Annotated in this window: 14 protein-coding genes and 1 pseudogene; 10 read left to right on the forward strand and 5 right to left on the reverse strand. The window is 46.0% G+C overall.

The window, feature by feature from the left end; all coding sequences use genetic code 11:
• Positions 1-43 precede the first annotated feature (43 nt).
• Positions 44-3,028, reverse strand: coding sequence for a TonB-dependent receptor (locus A587_RS0101465; protein ID WP_017216147.1), 2,985 nt, complete (start codon positions 3,026-3,028; stop codon positions 44-46).
• Positions 3,029-3,411: 383 nt separating this feature from the next.
• On the opposite strand from A587_RS0101465, the gene A587_RS0101470 reads away from it, so the two are divergent.
• Together A587_RS0101470 and A587_RS0101475 are read left to right on the forward strand one after the other, a co-directional pair.
• Complete coding sequence (locus A587_RS0101470) at positions 3,412-4,158, forward strand: copper homeostasis protein CutC (RefSeq protein ID WP_017216148.1); 747 nt, start codon at positions 3,412-3,414, stop codon at positions 4,156-4,158.
• A complete protein-coding gene (locus A587_RS0101475; protein ID WP_017216149.1) occupies positions 4,155-5,015 on the forward strand; it encodes a BadF/BadG/BcrA/BcrD ATPase family protein in 861 nt (286 codons plus the stop codon). The genes A587_RS0101470 and A587_RS0101475 overlap by 4 nt, the downstream gene beginning before the upstream one ends.
• Here A587_RS0101475 and A587_RS0101480 read toward each other — a convergent pair.
• Complete coding sequence (locus A587_RS0101480; protein ID WP_017216150.1) at positions 4,995-5,729, reverse strand: AraC family transcriptional regulator; 735 nt, start codon at positions 5,727-5,729, stop codon at positions 4,995-4,997. The genes A587_RS0101475 and A587_RS0101480 overlap by 21 nt on opposite strands.
• 157 nt (positions 5,730-5,886) lie before the next feature.
• Between A587_RS0101480 and A587_RS0101485 the strand changes: the two genes are divergently transcribed.
• From A587_RS0101485 to A587_RS0101515, 7 genes are all read left to right on the forward strand, one after another.
• On the forward strand, positions 5,887-7,047 hold the full coding sequence (locus A587_RS0101485) for a Gfo/Idh/MocA family protein (protein ID WP_017216151.1): 1,161 nt from the start codon (positions 5,887-5,889) through the stop codon (positions 7,045-7,047).
• Between the two features lie 7 nt (positions 7,048-7,054).
• Positions 7,055-8,110 carry a sugar phosphate isomerase/epimerase family protein gene (locus tag A587_RS0101490; protein WP_017216152.1) on the forward strand — a complete coding sequence of 352 codons (1,056 nt, stop codon included), beginning with the start codon at positions 7,055-7,057 and terminating at the stop codon, positions 8,108-8,110.
• A gap of 14 nt (positions 8,111-8,124) precedes the next feature.
• Positions 8,125-9,342 (forward strand): MFS transporter, encoded by a 1,218-nt coding sequence (locus A587_RS0101495; RefSeq protein ID WP_017216153.1) that lies wholly within the window; start codon positions 8,125-8,127, stop codon positions 9,340-9,342.
• Positions 9,343-9,395: 53 nt separating this feature from the next.
• On the forward strand, positions 9,396-10,091 hold the full coding sequence (locus tag A587_RS0101500; protein WP_017216154.1) for a 3-keto-disaccharide hydrolase: 696 nt from the start codon (positions 9,396-9,398) through the stop codon (positions 10,089-10,091).
• A gap of 2 nt (positions 10,092-10,093) precedes the next feature.
• On the forward strand, positions 10,094-11,773 hold the full coding sequence (locus A587_RS0101505) for a GMC family oxidoreductase (RefSeq protein WP_017216155.1): 1,680 nt from the start codon (positions 10,094-10,096) through the stop codon (positions 11,771-11,773).
• Entirely contained in the window at positions 11,773-12,522 is a 750-nt protein-coding gene (locus A587_RS0101510; protein ID WP_017216156.1) for a gluconate 2-dehydrogenase subunit 3 family protein, read from the forward strand. The genes A587_RS0101505 and A587_RS0101510 overlap by 1 nt, the downstream gene beginning before the upstream one ends.
• A 68-nt stretch (positions 12,523-12,590) precedes the next feature.
• Positions 12,591-13,448 carry a sugar phosphate isomerase/epimerase family protein gene (locus tag A587_RS0101515; RefSeq protein WP_017216157.1) on the forward strand — a complete coding sequence of 286 codons (858 nt, stop codon included), beginning with the start codon at positions 12,591-12,593 and terminating at the stop codon, positions 13,446-13,448.
• 206 nt (positions 13,449-13,654) lie between these two features.
• Here A587_RS0101515 and A587_RS25335 read toward each other — a convergent pair whose 3' ends face one another.
• Together A587_RS25335 and A587_RS0101525 are read right to left on the reverse strand one after the other, a co-directional pair.
• Positions 13,655-14,323 (reverse strand): GIY-YIG nuclease family protein, encoded by a 669-nt coding sequence (locus A587_RS25335; RefSeq protein WP_017216158.1) that lies wholly within the window; start codon positions 14,321-14,323, stop codon positions 13,655-13,657.
• Positions 14,324-14,513: 190 nt separating this feature from the next.
• On the reverse strand, positions 14,514-14,903 hold the full coding sequence (locus A587_RS0101525; protein WP_017216159.1) for a GIY-YIG nuclease family protein: 390 nt from the start codon (positions 14,901-14,903) through the stop codon (positions 14,514-14,516).
• A gap of 237 nt (positions 14,904-15,140) precedes the next feature.
• Between A587_RS0101525 and A587_RS23780 the strand changes: the two are divergent.
• Positions 15,141-15,503 (forward strand): annotated as a pseudogene (locus tag A587_RS23780) (transposase); the annotation flags it as partial.
• A 168-nt stretch (positions 15,504-15,671) separates the two neighbouring features.
• On the opposite strand, the gene tyrA reads toward A587_RS23780, so the two are convergent.
• Entirely contained in the window at positions 15,672-16,820 is a 1,149-nt protein-coding gene (gene tyrA / locus A587_RS0101535) for a bifunctional chorismate mutase/prephenate dehydrogenase (RefSeq protein ID WP_017216161.1), read from the reverse strand.
• Positions 16,821-16,974: the final 154 nt, after the last annotated feature.

Raw genomic sequence — 16,974 nt, forward strand, 5'->3', positions numbered from 1 at the left:
ACGACTTCACCCTGTTTGCATTACTTTATGGTTATCGCCAAAGTTAAAATCGATAGGTGATCCCAGCATAGTAGCGCTGGCCGGTATAGCTGCTGCTGCGCAATCTCGCTTTAGAATCTTCACCATAAAAGGTTCTCGGTTCTTCTTTGGTTAGGTTGATCACAGACGCGGTTAGGATCAGGTTTTCCATCAAGTTATAAGAAGCGTTCACATCAACTTGTTGGTATGGTTCCTGATATACAGTGAGCCCGTCTGCAAGCCCCAAAGCGGTTTCTCCTCGGCGGTTATATGATGCTCTGACACTAAAGGTGTCATTCTCGTAATAGGCGGAGAAGTTAAATTGATTATCGGCACTGCCGACAAGTGCAGACTCACCGACCTTTTCACCGTCTACGCTAATGTCTGCCTGATTGGTATCGTTTAGGGTGTAGTTAACGTTGAGACCAAAGCCATTATCAAATGCATGTTGTGCAAACAGCTCTATTCCCCGAGAAGTCGCGTTTGTACCATTGGCGGTGGTGGTAAACGGCGTGACGGTAATATCACCCGGCGGCACAATTTCAACACCGGTAAAAGGGTTATTAAAGCCCTCAAACGGCCTTACTGAGGTAATAATCAAGGGCACGATAAAGTTATCTACGTCCTTGTTGAATACCGCAATGCCAACCGCAGATCCTTCGCCATAATAATACTCCGCAGATAAATCCATCTGTACCGATTCAAATGGTTTTAGCGCCTTGTTACCACCTGATCCACGCCATCCTGGCTCCACAGGGTTGCCTCTAAACTCGAGCCTGTCGTCTGCCCATTCTTGAGAGATAAAGGTCAGCTGCTCTGGCGCCCCCATGTCGTTGAATGGAGCTCGAGACATCGTTTTGGCGATAGCACCACGTATGACAAGGTTGTCGCTGGCATCCCAGACAATGTTGAAACTAGGTAAAAATTGCGAGTCTGTTACGGTACGCACGGTGGTGGTTTCAACATCAATGAGACGTTCATCACCTAAAATATCCTCTTCGGTGACATCATCAATGTCATCTAAAAAGTAGTTAATTTTATCCGATGACATAATCTGCGTTTCAGTCTCGACATAACGTACCCCGATGTTTCCTCTAAAATCTCCGAAAGAAAAATTAGCCTGTAGATAGGCGGCCATGATCTCTTCTTCTATGTCGAACACAAAATCAGGCTCACGGCGCGTGTGCTTAACATATTCACTGGTCACGATTTCGCGGTATCTATCCCAATTGATCGTGGGCATCGCATTCACTTCAAAACCGCCTGGGATATTTTGTTCAGACGTTGCATTCAAAATATCTTCCAGTTTTGGCATACCACCAATCCACTGATAAGACACTTCATCAATGGCACCTTGACTGAATGGGTCTAGCTCGCCACTGGCAATTCTGTCAGCCCCATCTTGAGTAATGAAGAAGGTGTTGTTGGTTTCGCGGTGCAGTGTCGCTTTACGATATTTAGCACCGACACGCAGCGTATCAACGATGCCGTACCCGACGCGATAATCAAGGTCTAACTGAGCATAGTCTTCTTCTAAGTCACTGACGACAAAGCTAGAACCAGTCGACCCCGGATCGGGATCGCCGGCAATACCAGCCTTAAGGTTAGACAGCAAAGCGGGATCGGCGTACAACGACACTCTGTCACCTAATCGCCATCCTGCAAATGAAGCGGCGTTTTCAACCAGCCCTGAGTCGCTGCGACTCGCAGGTTGGCCGCTTTTATACGCCGCGCTCCAAGATTCTGAAGGGCCTCCGCTGGCTTCAGTGTGACCAAATTTACCGCGTAAATCATATAAATCACCGGCATATTCAAAGGCGAAGTCGTAGGTATCCGAGGTATCTTTTTCTACCGTATAACTCCCAATGATCCAGGGAAATTCAAGATTCCCTTCAGTGCCACCAGCACCACTGGTAAAGTCCATGCCAGTCACAATCGTACCGGTTTCGTCTAGGGTAATACCGGTAAGATAATCTGGGTTGTACTTCCATTCTGGGATCCACATTTGTGACGTGGTGCGATTTTGCCCAAGCTCAAAATGAAAATGATTGAATGTTAAAGATAAATCATCTATTGGACGCCATTGAATGGTGGCTTGTAACCCCTGACGTTCGCGTTTTTCTTTGGTTACCCCAACACCTGCAACTTGCGGAGCCCAAACACCATCATAAACGTTGCCATAAGCATCTTCTAACGCTGCAAATCGACGTGTGCTATCGGCAATCACATTGCCCGCCGTGTCCGCAGCTGGCAAGTCTGAACTCGTTGCCCAACGCCAACCGCCACCGCCCGACATATCACCGCCTAAAGAGCGGTTGGTGCGGTCTTGTTTGGTATAACCAACTAGCAAGCCAAAGGTTTCTTCTTCGTTCTTCCAAGAATAAACGCCGCTAAAATTAGGCTCGTACTCTTTAGTCACATCAGCGTAGGTATATTCAACATTCAACGCCCCAGAATTAGCCTCCATATCCAGTGGTTTACGGCTGTGTAGAATAACCGTGCCGCCGACCCCACCTTCATCTAAACGCGCCTCAGAAGACTTAAACACTTCAACCGATTGCACCATGGTAGAAGGCAACAAAGAGTAACTAAAAGAGCGCGACGGCGAGCCCGGAGAAGAAGCGATAAAATTGCCGTTTAACTGCGTAAAAGTAAGATCAGAGGAAAGACCACGAATACTGACGTTTTCCCCTTCCCCGCCACTACGAGAAATCACCACACCGGGTACGCGTTGCAGTGAATCTGCCACATTTTTATCGGGAAACTTACCGATGTCTTCTGCTGTAATGGCATCCACAATCGCGTTTGATAAACGCTTAATCGCCAAGTTTTCGGCCATGGATGCGCGGATCCCGCGCACCTCAATCGTTTCGATTTCCTGCGCTTCCTCTTTTTCGGTTTCTTCAGCCATTGCCCAGTTAGTAGCTGATAACATAGCGAGGACCAGTGCAGACTTGCTAAATTGCCGTGACCTTCCTGTCACATGGCGTCTGTTATTATTATTGGCCATTCCTATCTCCAAGTTTTTATAATTTGTAAAGCCACGACGTCCCTTGCTGCTCCATGACGCATGACTTTGTGACGACCCTTTTTTGTTTCCCTATAGGGGTTAATGGTTTGTGAAACACTCGTTCAGAATAGGAGCGCTCTACAAAAAGTGATAATAGAATTTCGGTTTGCACTAAGACAAAATCGGCGTTTAGGTCAAAAAAAGATCCAATTTCAATTTCCTTGGTTTATAGTCTGATTAACATAAAAACTCATTATTAGTTTCTATATTAGGCAATTTAAAAACGTTCCAAACATGTGTAACCAAATGTTTTTATTGAACTAATTAAATATTCAAAACCAAGCATTTTAAACTTTAAAATTATTCAACTTCAAGAGTGAAATATGAATTTGGCAAACTATTCAGGTAAAAACTTGGAAATATGCCTCAGCAGCGATAATCCTCATTTGTTGCAGCGAAATGCACAAATTGCTTTTGCATCTGGGGCAACAAGGATAGAACTCTGTGGTGTACTGAGTTGCGGTGGCTTGACCCCAAACCCGACGGCGATAGCGGCAGTTGCCCAGTATTTACCAAGCTTTGGCGAATGTATTGTGATGTTACGCCAAGCACCGCATTTTTTTATTGATGACACCATGCTATATCAGTTACAAAAAAGGATAGATGGCATTGCTTGCGCTGGCGCAACCGGTATTGCGCTTGGTTTTATCGACGACAATCAAGAGATAGCGACTGACCATTGTCGAGCACTCATTGCCACGGCAAAATCCTTAGGCCTTTCTGTCACCTTTCATCGCGCTTTTGACGCCGCTGCAAACTGGCAGCAGGCAGCCGAGACGCTGCTAGAGCTAGGCGTTGAGCGGGTCTTAAGCGCCGGCAATACATGGCAAAGTGGTAAAGGCGCAGCGTTTGGTACCAGTCAGCTCATTGCCTTACTGAAAAAGCTCAATGCTGAAATCGAAGTTGTGATCGGTGGAGGGGTCAACACGAAAAACGCAGCGGATCTTTGGCTTTTAAGTGAATTTGGTCCACTCTCTCTACATACTCACTCTGGCGTGCACCATGGCGATGAAGTTTGCCCAAGGCTAGTTAATGCAATACTCACCGGATCAGAAAAGGCAATACAATGACAGCATCGAAGCTATTTTTAGGGATTGATGGTGGCGGGACGAAATGTAAAGTCCGCCTCGAGGATCAACATGGACAGCTCCTTGCCGAGGCCACCAGCGGCCCTGCAAACATAGCAACATCAATACATCAGGCCCAAGAGTCAATGTTGAGTGCAACAATGACAGCGCTGACAAACGCAAAAATCCCCCACCACGATATTGCCAACATCAGTGCTTTTGCAGGACTTGCCGGCGCGAATGTCACGACGGCTTGTGAGGCGATGCAACAATGGCGCTCTCCTTTTGCACGTTTTCAATTTTCAACCGATGCACACGTTGCTTGCCTTGGTGCGCATCAACACGAAGATGGCGGTGTAATCATTCTCGGCACCGGATTTTGCGCGGGTCTGGTGATGCATGGACAATTTAGGGAGTTCGGTGGCCACGGATTATTACTCAGTGATGGTGCAAGTGGCAGTTGGATAGGTTTGAGTTTAGTGAAGCATGCCATCGAGGTGCTTGATACACTGTCCCCTAGCAGTCTGATGATTGAGTCGTTTTTGGCTGCTATGAATTGCCACAGTACCGAACAGCTAGTCAAACTCACGCTAAACGCCACTCCCCAGTATTTTGCCCAGTTTGCTCAACATGTTTTTGCCACGCCAAACGATCCCTATGCCGAGCAGATCTTAAGTAGCGCGGCACGGTTTATTGAGCATTATGTCCGTCATTTGCAGAGCTTAGGGACACAGAAAGTCGCGCTAGTTGGAGGCATTGCTACGCCCATTCGTCCATGGTTAGCTGCCGAATACGCAGATGCGCTGGTGACACCAGCACTACCACCAGAAGTCGCTGCGTTAACGCTCGCTCGACGTTAACTCCTTACGTAATTGCGACGGGATTTCACCAAATAAACGACGAAACTGCTTGCTAAAATAACTTGGCTCTGAAAAGCCACACTGATAAGCGACTTGTGATACTGGTAAGCGTGTTTCGACCAATAATTTACGGGCATTTTCCAATCTCACTTCGTTGATAAATTGATTCGGGGTTTTGGCTAAATGCTTTTTAAATCTACGCTCCAGTGCGCTTACCGACAGGTGAGCAAGTTCCGCCAATTCTTCGATACAAATATGACGATGATAATGTGCCCGAATAAATTCAACGGGCGCTTCAATGGCTCTTACGTGAGATAACGCCTTTGACGTTTTCGCTAGATGTCGCGTAACACCATAAGTGCCCATAATCGCATTTTCGTCATCAAGTAACACTTTTTTTGACGTGGAAAACCATGCCAATTCCCCATTTGCGGTTTGGTTGAGTTCTAATCTATCCGTCACGATAAAGCCTTCCATCACTCGTTTATCATCGTTAACGTATTGGAATGCCAAGTGTTGCGGTGAAAAGTCAAAATCGGTCTTCAGTAAGATTTGATCTAGGGTTTTATAGCCCTGATGTTCAACAAAATGTTGGTTCGCATGCACTATTCTACTTTTTGTGTCTTTGACCCAAAAGAGGATATCTGGGATCAGATCAAATGCTGCAATCAATTGATTTACGCCAGCTTTATTCAATATTGTTTGCTCTTCCATTACCCTATTTACCGCCTTTTTATAATTATAATAATTTATTTTAAACGCCGATTTTGTTGCATTGTCAACCGAATTTTTATTATCACTTTGGCGCCTCTGTTACCTATTATCAATAACATCAGATTAACTTACCTCGATAACTCGACGGAGCTAAACGATGGATAATAACAAAATCCGCATGGCCATGATCGGTGGTGGAGAAGGCGCTTTCATAGGTGCAGTGCACCGCATAGCTGCGCGTTTAGATGGTCAAATTGAACTCGTTGCAGGCGCATTTAGCGCCGATCCAAACAAAAGCCTAGCAATGGGCCAGCAACTCGGGCTTAACCCAGCACGTTGCTATGCCAGCTACCAAGCACTCTTACAACAAGAGGCGGAATTACCAGAGTCGGAGCGCATCCACTTTGTTGCCATCGTGACCCCAAACCATTTGCATTTTCCGATTGCCACAGCCGCTATCGAACACGGCTTTCACGTTTTGAGTGACAAGCCAGCCACGCTCAATTTATCTGAGGCCCTGCGTCTACAAACACAGCTTCAAGATAGCAATTGCTTGTACGGATTAACACACACCTATACCGGCTACCCGATGGTGAAAGAGGCGCGCCACCGCATCGCAAACGGCGAACTTGGCAAAATACGCAAAGTCGTCGTTGAATACAGTCAAGGATGGCTTGCAAGTGCTGATGATGAAAACAGCAAGCAAGCAAGCTGGCGACTAGATGCAAGCAAGTCTGGCGTGAGTTGTTGTATGGGCGATATCGGTGTACATACAGCGAACCTTGCCGAATATGTGAGTGGCTTGGAGATAGAGGCGCTTTGTGCGGATTTAAACACGGTTGTGTCCGGCCGACAACTCGACGATGACGGTACCGTGTTACTGCGCTTTGGCAACGGTGCAAAGGGCGTGTTGATGGCAAGCCAAATAGCACTTGGCGAAGAAAATAATCTCACCTTAAAAATCTATGGTGACAAAGCCAGTATCGAATGGTCGCAAATGGAGCCTAATAGTTTGTGGTTACGTGGGGCAAACGCCCCAGCTCAGTTGATCCGCACAGGAGTGGGTTCACTTAGCCAAGCAGCCGTTAGCGCAACCCGTGTGCCAGCAGGTCACCCTGAGGGATATCTGGAAGCATTTGCAAATATCTACCTTAACTTCGCCAGCCTTATTCGTGCGCATCAGCAACAACCCGATGTGCAACACGAAGAATTTGACGTGCCAAGTATTAGCGCTGCAGTCCGTGGCATGGCATTTATTGAAAACGCGGTCGCAGCTAGTGCAAAAGACACTAAGTGGCACCCCTTTACTATTGGATAAAATAAGAATGAAGCAAATTAAAGGACCCGCTATTTTTCTCGCGCAGTTTGTCTCGGACGAGGCGCCATTTAACAATTTTAACAGTATTTGCCAGTGGGCAAGTAACCTAGGTTATAAAGGTATTCAGCTACCAAGTTGGGAACAGCGACTGTTTGATCTGCAAAAAGCCGCTGAAAGCCAAGATTATTGCGACGAGATCACTGGTATTGCCGCAGAGCATGGCCTTACTATTTCAGAGCTATCAACCCATTTGCAGGGTCAATTAGTGGCGGTGCACCCAGCTTATGATCAAATGTTCGACGGCTTTGCACCAGCAAAAGTGCATGGCTCTCCTAAGGCTCGTATGGAGTGGGCAACTGAGCAACTAATGCTAGCGGCCAGTGCCAGTGCTAAGCTCGGGCTGACCAGTCACGCAAGCTTTTCTGGTGCCTTGCTCTGGCATACCTTTTACCCCTGGCCACAACGTCCAAATGGCTTGGTGGAACAAGGTTTTGAGGAGCTCGCAAAACGCTGGTTGCCTATTTTGAACCGCTTTGACGAGGTTGGCGTGGATGTGTGCTATGAGCTTCATCCAGGTGAAGATCTACACGATGGCGTGACTTTTGAACGCTTTTTAGCGGCGACGAATAATCACCCGCGTGCCAATATTCTTTACGATCCAAGTCACTTTGTCTTACAGCAATTGGACTACTTAGCGTTTATCGACATCTACCATGAACGTATCAAAGCGTTTCATGTAAAAGATGCCGAATTTATCCCCAATGGCCGCTGCGGTGTTTACGGCGGATACCAAGGATGGCAACAACGGCCAGGACGGTTCCGTTCATTAGGTGATGGACAGGTCGACTTTAAGAAGATATTTAGTAAGTTAACACAGTACGGTTTTGATGGTTGGGCTGTATTGGAATGGGAATGCTGTATTAAGCACCCTGAAGATGGGGCCAAAGAAGGTGCTGAATTTATCAAACAGCACTTGATCAGACCAACCGAAAAAGCCTTCGATGATTTTGCAGGAAGTGGTACTGATACTGAACGCAATAATCAAATCCTCGGCATAAAATAAACAGGACTACGACCATGAATAATAATAATCATAATCGGACCGTGTTTCAGCTCTGTTGCCTTGCACTGGTCGTCACATCGATGACATTTGCTATTCGCGCAGGTATTTTGGGGCAATTAGGTGAGCAGTTTGAACTCTCAGATACAGAGCTTGGTTGGGTTAACGCCATGGCATTTTTGGGCTTTCCCGTTGCAACCATGCTAGGTGGTGCAATTTACAATACCATTGGCGCCAAAAAATTAGTTGCCCTCGCCTTTATTTGCCACTTTGCAGGATTGGTTTTAACCATTACCGCTGATGGTTTTTGGTTACTACTGATCTCGACGTTTTTAATCGGCTTTGCAAATGGCTCTGTGGAAGCTGGCTGTAATCCACTGATTGCCGAAATGTATCCGAAAAACACCACGACTATGCTCAACCGATTCCATGTCTGGTTTCCAGGCGGCATTGTGATTGGTGCTCTGGCATCAAATGCCATGACTGCATCGGGCTTTAATTGGCAATGGCAAGTTGCTTTGATCTTAATTCCAACGCTGATTTATGGAGCGATGATGGTCAAGTCACAGTTTCCTGAATTTGACCGCACAGATCATTCCACCACCAGCAATCTCAAGCACCTGTTTTCTCCGCTCTACCTATTTTTAATTTGCTGTATGACCTTAACAGCAACAACCGAACTTGGTACGCAACAGTGGATTGAACGCATACTGGGTGCGTCAGGCGCCTCACCTATGATGATCCTTGCGCTGATCACAGGCTTAATGGCATTAGGTCGCTTCTTTGCCGGTCCAATAGTCCACCGCTTTAACCCAACAGGCGTGTTACTAGGCTCTGCAGTACTAGCAACCGCGGGTATTTTCATGATGAGCCAAGCACAAGGATCAGCAATCTACTTGGCTGCAATATTATTTGCCTTGGGCGTCACTTATTTTTGGCCAACCATGCTTGGCTGCGTTGCTGAATACACCCCAAAAACAGGCGCACTTGGTATGTCTCTAATGGGCGGTGCGGGGATGTTTGCTGTCAGCATGTGGAACCCTGTAATTGGTAGTTGGATTGATTCGGCGCGACTCGAAGCCCAAGCGGCAAACTTAACCGCGCAGCAATCGGAACTAGTAGCAGGTCAAGCGGTGCTTGAAAATATCCTGTTATTCCCAGCTATTCTCATTGCCGCTTTTATCGGCCTTTACCTTTATATCAATAAAAATAAACGCGTTGAGAAATACGCGTAATACCCTTTGTATTAAGTAGCAACAAGTAAAAAGTGAACAGACGAGGTTCCAATATGCTCAACTCTATAAAAATGCTAACGCTGGCATTGGCCGTTAGTTGTACAGCTTGCGCTAGTACGACTGACAACCAATTGAGCCCGCAAGAACAACAAGCTGGATGGCAACTGCTATTCGATGGCAAAGATATGTCGCAATGGCGCAACTTTAAAAGTGACGGCCTAAATAGCCAGTGGCAAGTTGAGGACGGCGCGATGGCACTTACCCAAGGTGGCGGCGGCGATATTCTGACCAAAAAACAGTATCAGAATTTTGAGCTCCAGCTCGATTGGAAGATTTCTAAAAAAGGCAACAGTGGGATCTTTGTATTGGCGGATGAAAAAGGCGGTGCAATTTACTCCCACGCCCCAGAAATCCAAATTCTAGATAACAAAGAACACCCAGACAATAAAATAGACTCTCACCTTGCAGGTTCTATTTATGACCTGTTCGCCGCGCCAAGTACGGCACATAAACCAGCTGAAGCTTGGAACCAAGTTCGCATTAAGCTGCAAGATAACCACCTACAAGTTTGGCAAAATGGTGTTAGCACGACGAGTATCGTGATTGGCAGCACCACTTGGAATGCTTTGGTTAAGAATAGTAAATTTGCGACATGGCAAGGGTTTGCTGAAGGTAAAAAAGGCCATATAGGTCTGCAAGATCACGGCGACAAAGTCTGGTTCAAAAACATTAAGATCAAGGAGCTGTAACCATGGCAACATTTGATCATAAAGTATTGGTCGTTGGCTCAGGTGCCGGTGGCGCAATGGCCGCTTATACACTCACCAAGCTTGGTCACAAAGTTTTATTGCTAGAAGCTGGCAGAAATTACGACCCAAAAACAGAAAGCCCGATGTTCCGCCGTAATAGCGAAGCCCCACTCATGGGCGCTGGCAATAAGGATAAGAACTTTGGTTTTTACGACGCGACGATTGATGGCGGTTGGCAGGTGCCAGATGAACCATACACGCGCGCAGAAAACACCGATTTTTATTGGTGGCGTGCACGTATGCTCGGTGGCCGCACCAATCACTGGGGTCGCTACTCGCTGCGTTTTAGTGAGCACGACTTTAAGGGCAAAAGCCGCGATGGGCATGGCGCTGATTGGCCGTTTGAATATCAAGACATTGCGCCTTGGTATGATAAAACAGAAGAAATAGTCGGGATCTGTGGTACTAATACCGGCTTGGATGACATGCCCCCTTCTGCGCCTGGCGTGTTACAGCCACCACCAACACCAAGAGTACCCGAATTATTGGTTGCTGCTGCCGCGAAAAAAATGGGGATCCCAGCGGTTCCTATGCACAGAGCGGTGTTGACTCGTAATAAAGACGACCGCTTAGCGTGTTTTTACGCCACGCCTTGTGGCCACGGTTGCTCAATTGGTGCGGCATTCCAAACTACTACCTCACTTATTCCGATGGCCAAAGCGACAGGAAACCTTGAAGTGATCACCGATGCCATGGTGAAGTCAGTGGCGGTGAATGAAGATGGCAAAGTAACGGGTGTGACTTACGTCGATAAAAAGTCTGCACAAGAACATGCCGTCAATGCAGATGTGGTGATTTTGGCGGCCAGTGCCTGTGAATCTGCCCGTATTTTGCTTAATTCTAAACATGCAAAACATCCCAAGGGACTTGCAAACTCAAGTGGTCAGGTAGGTCGCAATCTAATGGATTCTACCGGCGCTTGGCTTGGTGCACAAATCCCTGCGTTAAAAGGCCGCCCACGTTATAACGAAGACGGCCATACCGGAAACCACCTTTTTATTCCTTGGTGGGGACACAAAGCCCATGAGAAAGGTGAGCTTAATTTCCCGCGTGGCTATCACTTTGAAATTAGCAGCGGCTTTAATCAACCGGGATCTGGTGTATCTGGCAATAAACAAGGTTATGGCCCCAAGTTAAAGCAACAAGTGCGTGATGCTTATGGTTCTTATGTTGGATTTGCACTGCGTGGAGAAATGCTACCGAACAAAGATTCTTACATGGAAATTGACGAAAACGTCAAAGATAAATGGGGGATCCCGGTTGCTAAGTTCCATTTCAAATGGTCTGACAGAGAGCTCAAGCAAATCGAGCATGGTCTCAAAACCGCTAAGCAGATCCTTGAGAACATGGGTGCCAAAGTCGGCGAGCTACCGCCTGCGGAAAAAGCCATTTCAAAAGGCGGTGAGATCATTCATGAAGTCGGCACGACGAGAATGGGCAGCTCAGCAAAAGAGTCGGTAACGAATCAGTGGGGCCAAACATGGGACTGTAACAATCTATTTGTGATGGATGCCGGTGTCTTTGCGTCTAACCCCCATAAAAATTGTACCTTAACCATAATGACCTTAGCGATGCGAAACTCCACCTGGTTGGCAGCACAAATTGATAAAGGAGCACTGTGATGAATACACCTGATCGCGTTGATTCTTATAAATATATTTCAGGCATGACACGTCGCGAGTCATTAAAGTGGTTAGGCTTGCTTGCTGCGGGATCAGCGGTGACACTCACCGCTGGATGCAGCAAGGCTATTGAGGGTGAAACGCCTACTGCCGGGCACTGGCCAGATATTGAAATAAAGCCAGTTAGCGCTCAAGGGTATGGAACCGATCCAAACATGATCATGCCGCCAGAGTCACCTTGGCCGCTCACCCTCACCGAAGCGCAGCTCACGTTAGTTGCAGTACTAGCTGATTTTATAGTGCCAAAGGAAGGAAATCATCCATCGGCTTCTGAAGTACAAGTACCGAGTGTGATCGATGAATGGGTAAGCGCACCGTATCACGGACAACAAAAAGACAGAGTGACAATACTCCATGCGCTTGCTTGGATTGACGATGAGTCGACTTTGCGCTTTAAAAAGCCATTTTTACAACTTAGCGCAACGCAGCAAAGTAAGATTATGGATGATATTGCTTATTTTAATGCACAAACACCAGAGCAATTTCAGCGTATAGGTAAGGCATTCTTGCGCTTTAAAGATCTCGTTCTCGGCGCTTACTTCTGCACACCTGAGGGCTGTCAAGACATAGGTTATCTGGGCAATGTACCAATTGCAGGTGATTATCCTGGGCCTACTGCTGAAGCCAAGACGCATCTAGATAGCGTACTCGCAGAGCTTGGGCTAAGCCAATATGCGTACCGCGACTAACCCTTGAGTCATTTTGTTATGGCTAACCGAAGCAGAGTCTAGCTCTGCTTTTTCTTTTGGAGTAGATCATGTTTGTTGAAAACACCAACCGATTAAAGCAAGTAATGCTGTTCATTGCTTTAATTTTTATCTCGCCACTGAATGCACAGCCTTCCCTTCAACCTTTGCCCGTTAGCGTTCAACTGTGGTCGGTAAAAGAGGAATTAACAAGAGACTTCGACGGCACCTTGCAAGCACTCGCCAACATGGGCTTTGAAGGCGTTGAATTTGCGGGAAACTTTGGCAACTATGCCGATAACCCAAGTAAATTAAAACAAAGGTTAGCCGAACTCGGATTAGTTACGAGCAGCGCCCACATCGGCTTTGATGCATTAACTGAAGAAAAACTAGCAAGCACCCTACTCTTTTACAAAACCTTAGGCGTATCCACGCTCTTTATTCCTTGGGATGAAAGAGCATGGGATAAAAACCAAGTGCAAGCATTTGTAAAACAGCTTAACCAAGTGCATCAAATTGCCAAACGTTATGATATGAGGATCGGATTTCATAATCATGAAAAAGAATTTAACCCATACGCTAATAGCACGTTTTGGGATTATATCGCCACCAACACCCCTAGCGATTTTCCACTGCAGCTCGATGTCGGCTGGGTGATTTACGCAGGTAAATCACCCAGCGATTACGTTAAGCGATATACAGGAAGAACCGTATCGACACATATCAAAATACGTACTCACCAAGGAGATGACAAAAGCCCAATCATCGGCGAAAACCACTACCCTTGGAAAGCGCTCATCCAAACCATGCAGCAACACGGCGGCACACAGTGGCTGGTCATCGAACAAGAAGAATACCCAAGCGGCCTAACACCACTAGAAAGCGTCGCCCGCTCAAAAGCGAATTTAGATAAGATACTGAGTGAGTAACAAGCGGGAATATGTTTATCTGAAATAGCTAATAGTCACTGTCAGGTTTGAGCTTTAGGGTTAATCAAACCTGATTGTTGTTGCGGTGCTAAGAGTCGGGGCGGTAACGCCGTGCTAATTTGCCAAAACGGACGCTTTTGTTTTGTGGTAGCGTAGCGTTAAACCGCAAAACAAGCGTCGCAGAGGAGATCAAATTGAGCACTTTGTTAGGCGCGGTGCGGATTATACTTTTCGTTAACTTCATTTGCTCCCTCATCATGAAATAGGTCAGTTGTATTTATGATAGAGTACGGGTCAAATTCATTGATGAACTTCTCTGCGTTTTTTGAGATTGGATTACCTGGGGAGAAATACAGATCCTTCTCTCCTTTACCATCGGTAATAAACCCCAAGTCTGTACGGGTGACTATTTGATCCACCAGATACCCTGCAATCTCTTTTTCCTGCGTTATTTCCAGCCAAACCCGATCCAGAAGTTGAACTATGCGAACTGAGACAACATCTGTTTTCATCCAATGAGAATATTTTGACATTAAGTCTTTGGTAATATCTATTGCTGCAAAGGTATCCTCTTCGAATGAGCTATTGCCCATGCTTTGTAGGAGACTAATTGCTTTATCCAAAGGGTACCTAAAAAACTCTCGATTACTGTTTATGCGAAAATCTGAAAGTCGATCGTGGATTTCACTCTCAGTTCGAACATGGTTATCACAAAATAACTCAAATGCGACTTGATAAGGGGTTGGAACTCCCGTTTTATACAACTCTCTAGCCCTTGAACGACTATCTCTTCGTGTCTTCCCTATTTTTATCAATCCAGGCATGGACTCATTAATTAATATGTATACGTATCCTGGGTTCAATAGCTTCTCCATTTTCGCCTAGCGCTTTAGTATTTATGCGTACGCAGTACGCATAGTCGCTTGTTGAACTGGGCCGCGATATTTAAACCTGAAGATTTAAACCAGACACCTACCACTAATTTGCAACAAGGTTCATTTCTACCAACTTTCATCATACCTACCTTTTTGCCACTAACGCACGCCTAACAGGCGTTTGTTATATTTACAACCACTCACTAGCGACAACCGCACTTAATGGCTGATATGCCCGTTGTACATTTAACACATTCGCATTACTGTCAAAACGATAGAGATGCCTGAATAAACCTTCGAGTTCCTCAATTTCAATGTTTGTAATATTGTCCCATACTTCAAATGCTGAGAAGTGAGACCATAAACCATCTTTACTTTTTAAATGTGATTCTAATCTATTTTTTATGCTGCTTCTGGCCATCCCGACATAAACAACATCATAATGATGGGCGGGATCATTTCTGAAGCCCCTCCGTTTGTAAAGAACGTAGATACCACGAGTTCCTTTTCCCACGTCAATTATGTTCTCAAGAGGTAGATACTCCATCGCATTCTTAATCAAGCGCATTTGACTTTTCACTGTAAGCTATCCTTGTAAACATACGCCCGGTTATGGGGCGGATAATGCTTGGCTAAAATAAGTGAGGAACGAGCGCCAGCCAAGCTTTGGGCATCCCATCCATTGACTAGATTTAAACCATAGTTTAAGCCAGACACCCACCACTAATTTGCACCCTCCAAAGATGCCGCCTAAGCTTTAGTTCTGCACTCAAAGGATTGAGGAAACTAAACTACGGCAACTGCCCGTAAAAGACAAATCAGTTTAACCGACACCAAATACTACCACTGTATCTCCCGCTGTGTAAGGCGTGCGTTTCTGTGCGGTGAAGATAAATTTACCGGAAAATCATACGAACACCGCCGGGATTGGGTTGAAGAAAAGCTCCTGATGTTGGGCTCCGTGTTTTGTATTGATGTCTGTGCTTATGCCGTGATGAGTAATCACACCAACATTGTTTTATATGTTGATGATAAAAAGGCTAAGCGCCTGTCGGATGAAGCGATTGTGATACGGTGGCACAAGTTGTTTAAAGGTAATTGGATAAGCAGTAAGCTTACTGAAGGTGAGCCACTCTGCGAGTCGGAGCAATTGATACTCAGTGAGCATGTCGCCAAGTACAGTACGAAATCGCTGACACCCACCTTAAACTTGGAGCTGCATTATCAGCATTGATGCAGATAGTCACGGGTGTTATTTGCGCCATAAATGGCGACCTACGTAAAATCGTGGCGTAAAGCCACTCCCACAACGCTATTCGCACTGTGATGTAGGAGGCATAACTTGGCGCTAAATACTTTCCTCATAATCCAACACTTTCGCGTCATTGGCTTTGTTAAGCAGGCCTCGGCTTTGTGATAGGAAGTGTTTCGCGCTCTCTGAGAAATAATGTTTGGCCTCTGAAAAAGACTGCATTAGGCCTTCTTTATCGCCTTGTTGTAGCTTAGTTAATGTCTGCTCAAAGGTATCTTGATAGCTTGCCAATAAGCCTTCTACATCGTTAAATTGCGCAAGCATAATGTCTGAATAAAGTTCTGGGGATTGTGCAAACAGCCGTCCCACCATCATCAGCTCTAATTGGTAGATAGGCGATGAGCAGCTTCTTAGGTCTTTTAGTGAATGGCATTGCTTAGATAAAAACTGACCATACACAAACGTGGTTAAATGGCGCATTACCTGAATGATCTGCATGGATTGGTCGTGTTTTTTAGCGTCCATCGGTACCAACTGGCTGCCCCAGATCTTTAGTTGCTTGATTAATCCTTCACATTGCTTTGGCATACGTCCTTCGCACACCACAACAGTTTGCTTAACCCAATGAGATATATCTGGACCAAACATAGGGTGTAGACCGACTACAGGGCCGTTGTGCTTGTTCATTAGTACTTTGAGCGGGGCTTGCTTCACAGAGGTAATATCAGCAAGAATACAGTCATCAGGCAGCGTAGGTAGCGCATTAACAACCTGCTCAAAGGCATTGATAGGAACGCTCACCAATACTAACTTAGCATCACTCAGTAGCTCAGTAGCCTGTGATTGATTGTCTTTGTCTAAAATGCGTACTTCGTAGCCTGAGCGTCTAAACTGTTTCGCAAACAGTTTACCCATGGCGCCTTGGCCACCGACAATAACGACCGGCGACATTTTTGGTGCAGCACAGGCGAGTTCACTTTGCTGGTTTTCGTAGGCTTCTCGCATCATACGACGCAGAATATCTTCGACTAAATCAGGGTTTACCCCTTTGGCATCAGCTTCTGCGCGCCGGGCTTTGATCAGCTCAGCTTCGCGCTTCGGCACATGTAGCGGTGCGCCCTTTTGCTGTTTTATTTTTCCAACCTGCTCGGTCAATGCTTTGCGCTTTGCAAGTAGCGCGACAAGCTCGCTATCGCAATCATCTATTGCAACGCGTATTGCTTCTAAATCGTTAGCCCCATTCATGATGTAAACTTATATATACAGTAGTAAATTAAATAGTACACCGAGTCTAACAAGAAGTGCGCCGCTTTAAAAGTAAGCAACCATGAAAATATCGTGACAAGACGCCTGATATGTCAGTGAGTATTCACAGAATGGAAATAATGAGAGGGATAAA

Source organism: Pseudoalteromonas sp. NJ631, assembly GCF_000276645.1.
Classification (GTDB): Bacteria; Pseudomonadota; Gammaproteobacteria; order Enterobacterales; family Alteromonadaceae; genus Pseudoalteromonas; species Pseudoalteromonas piscicida.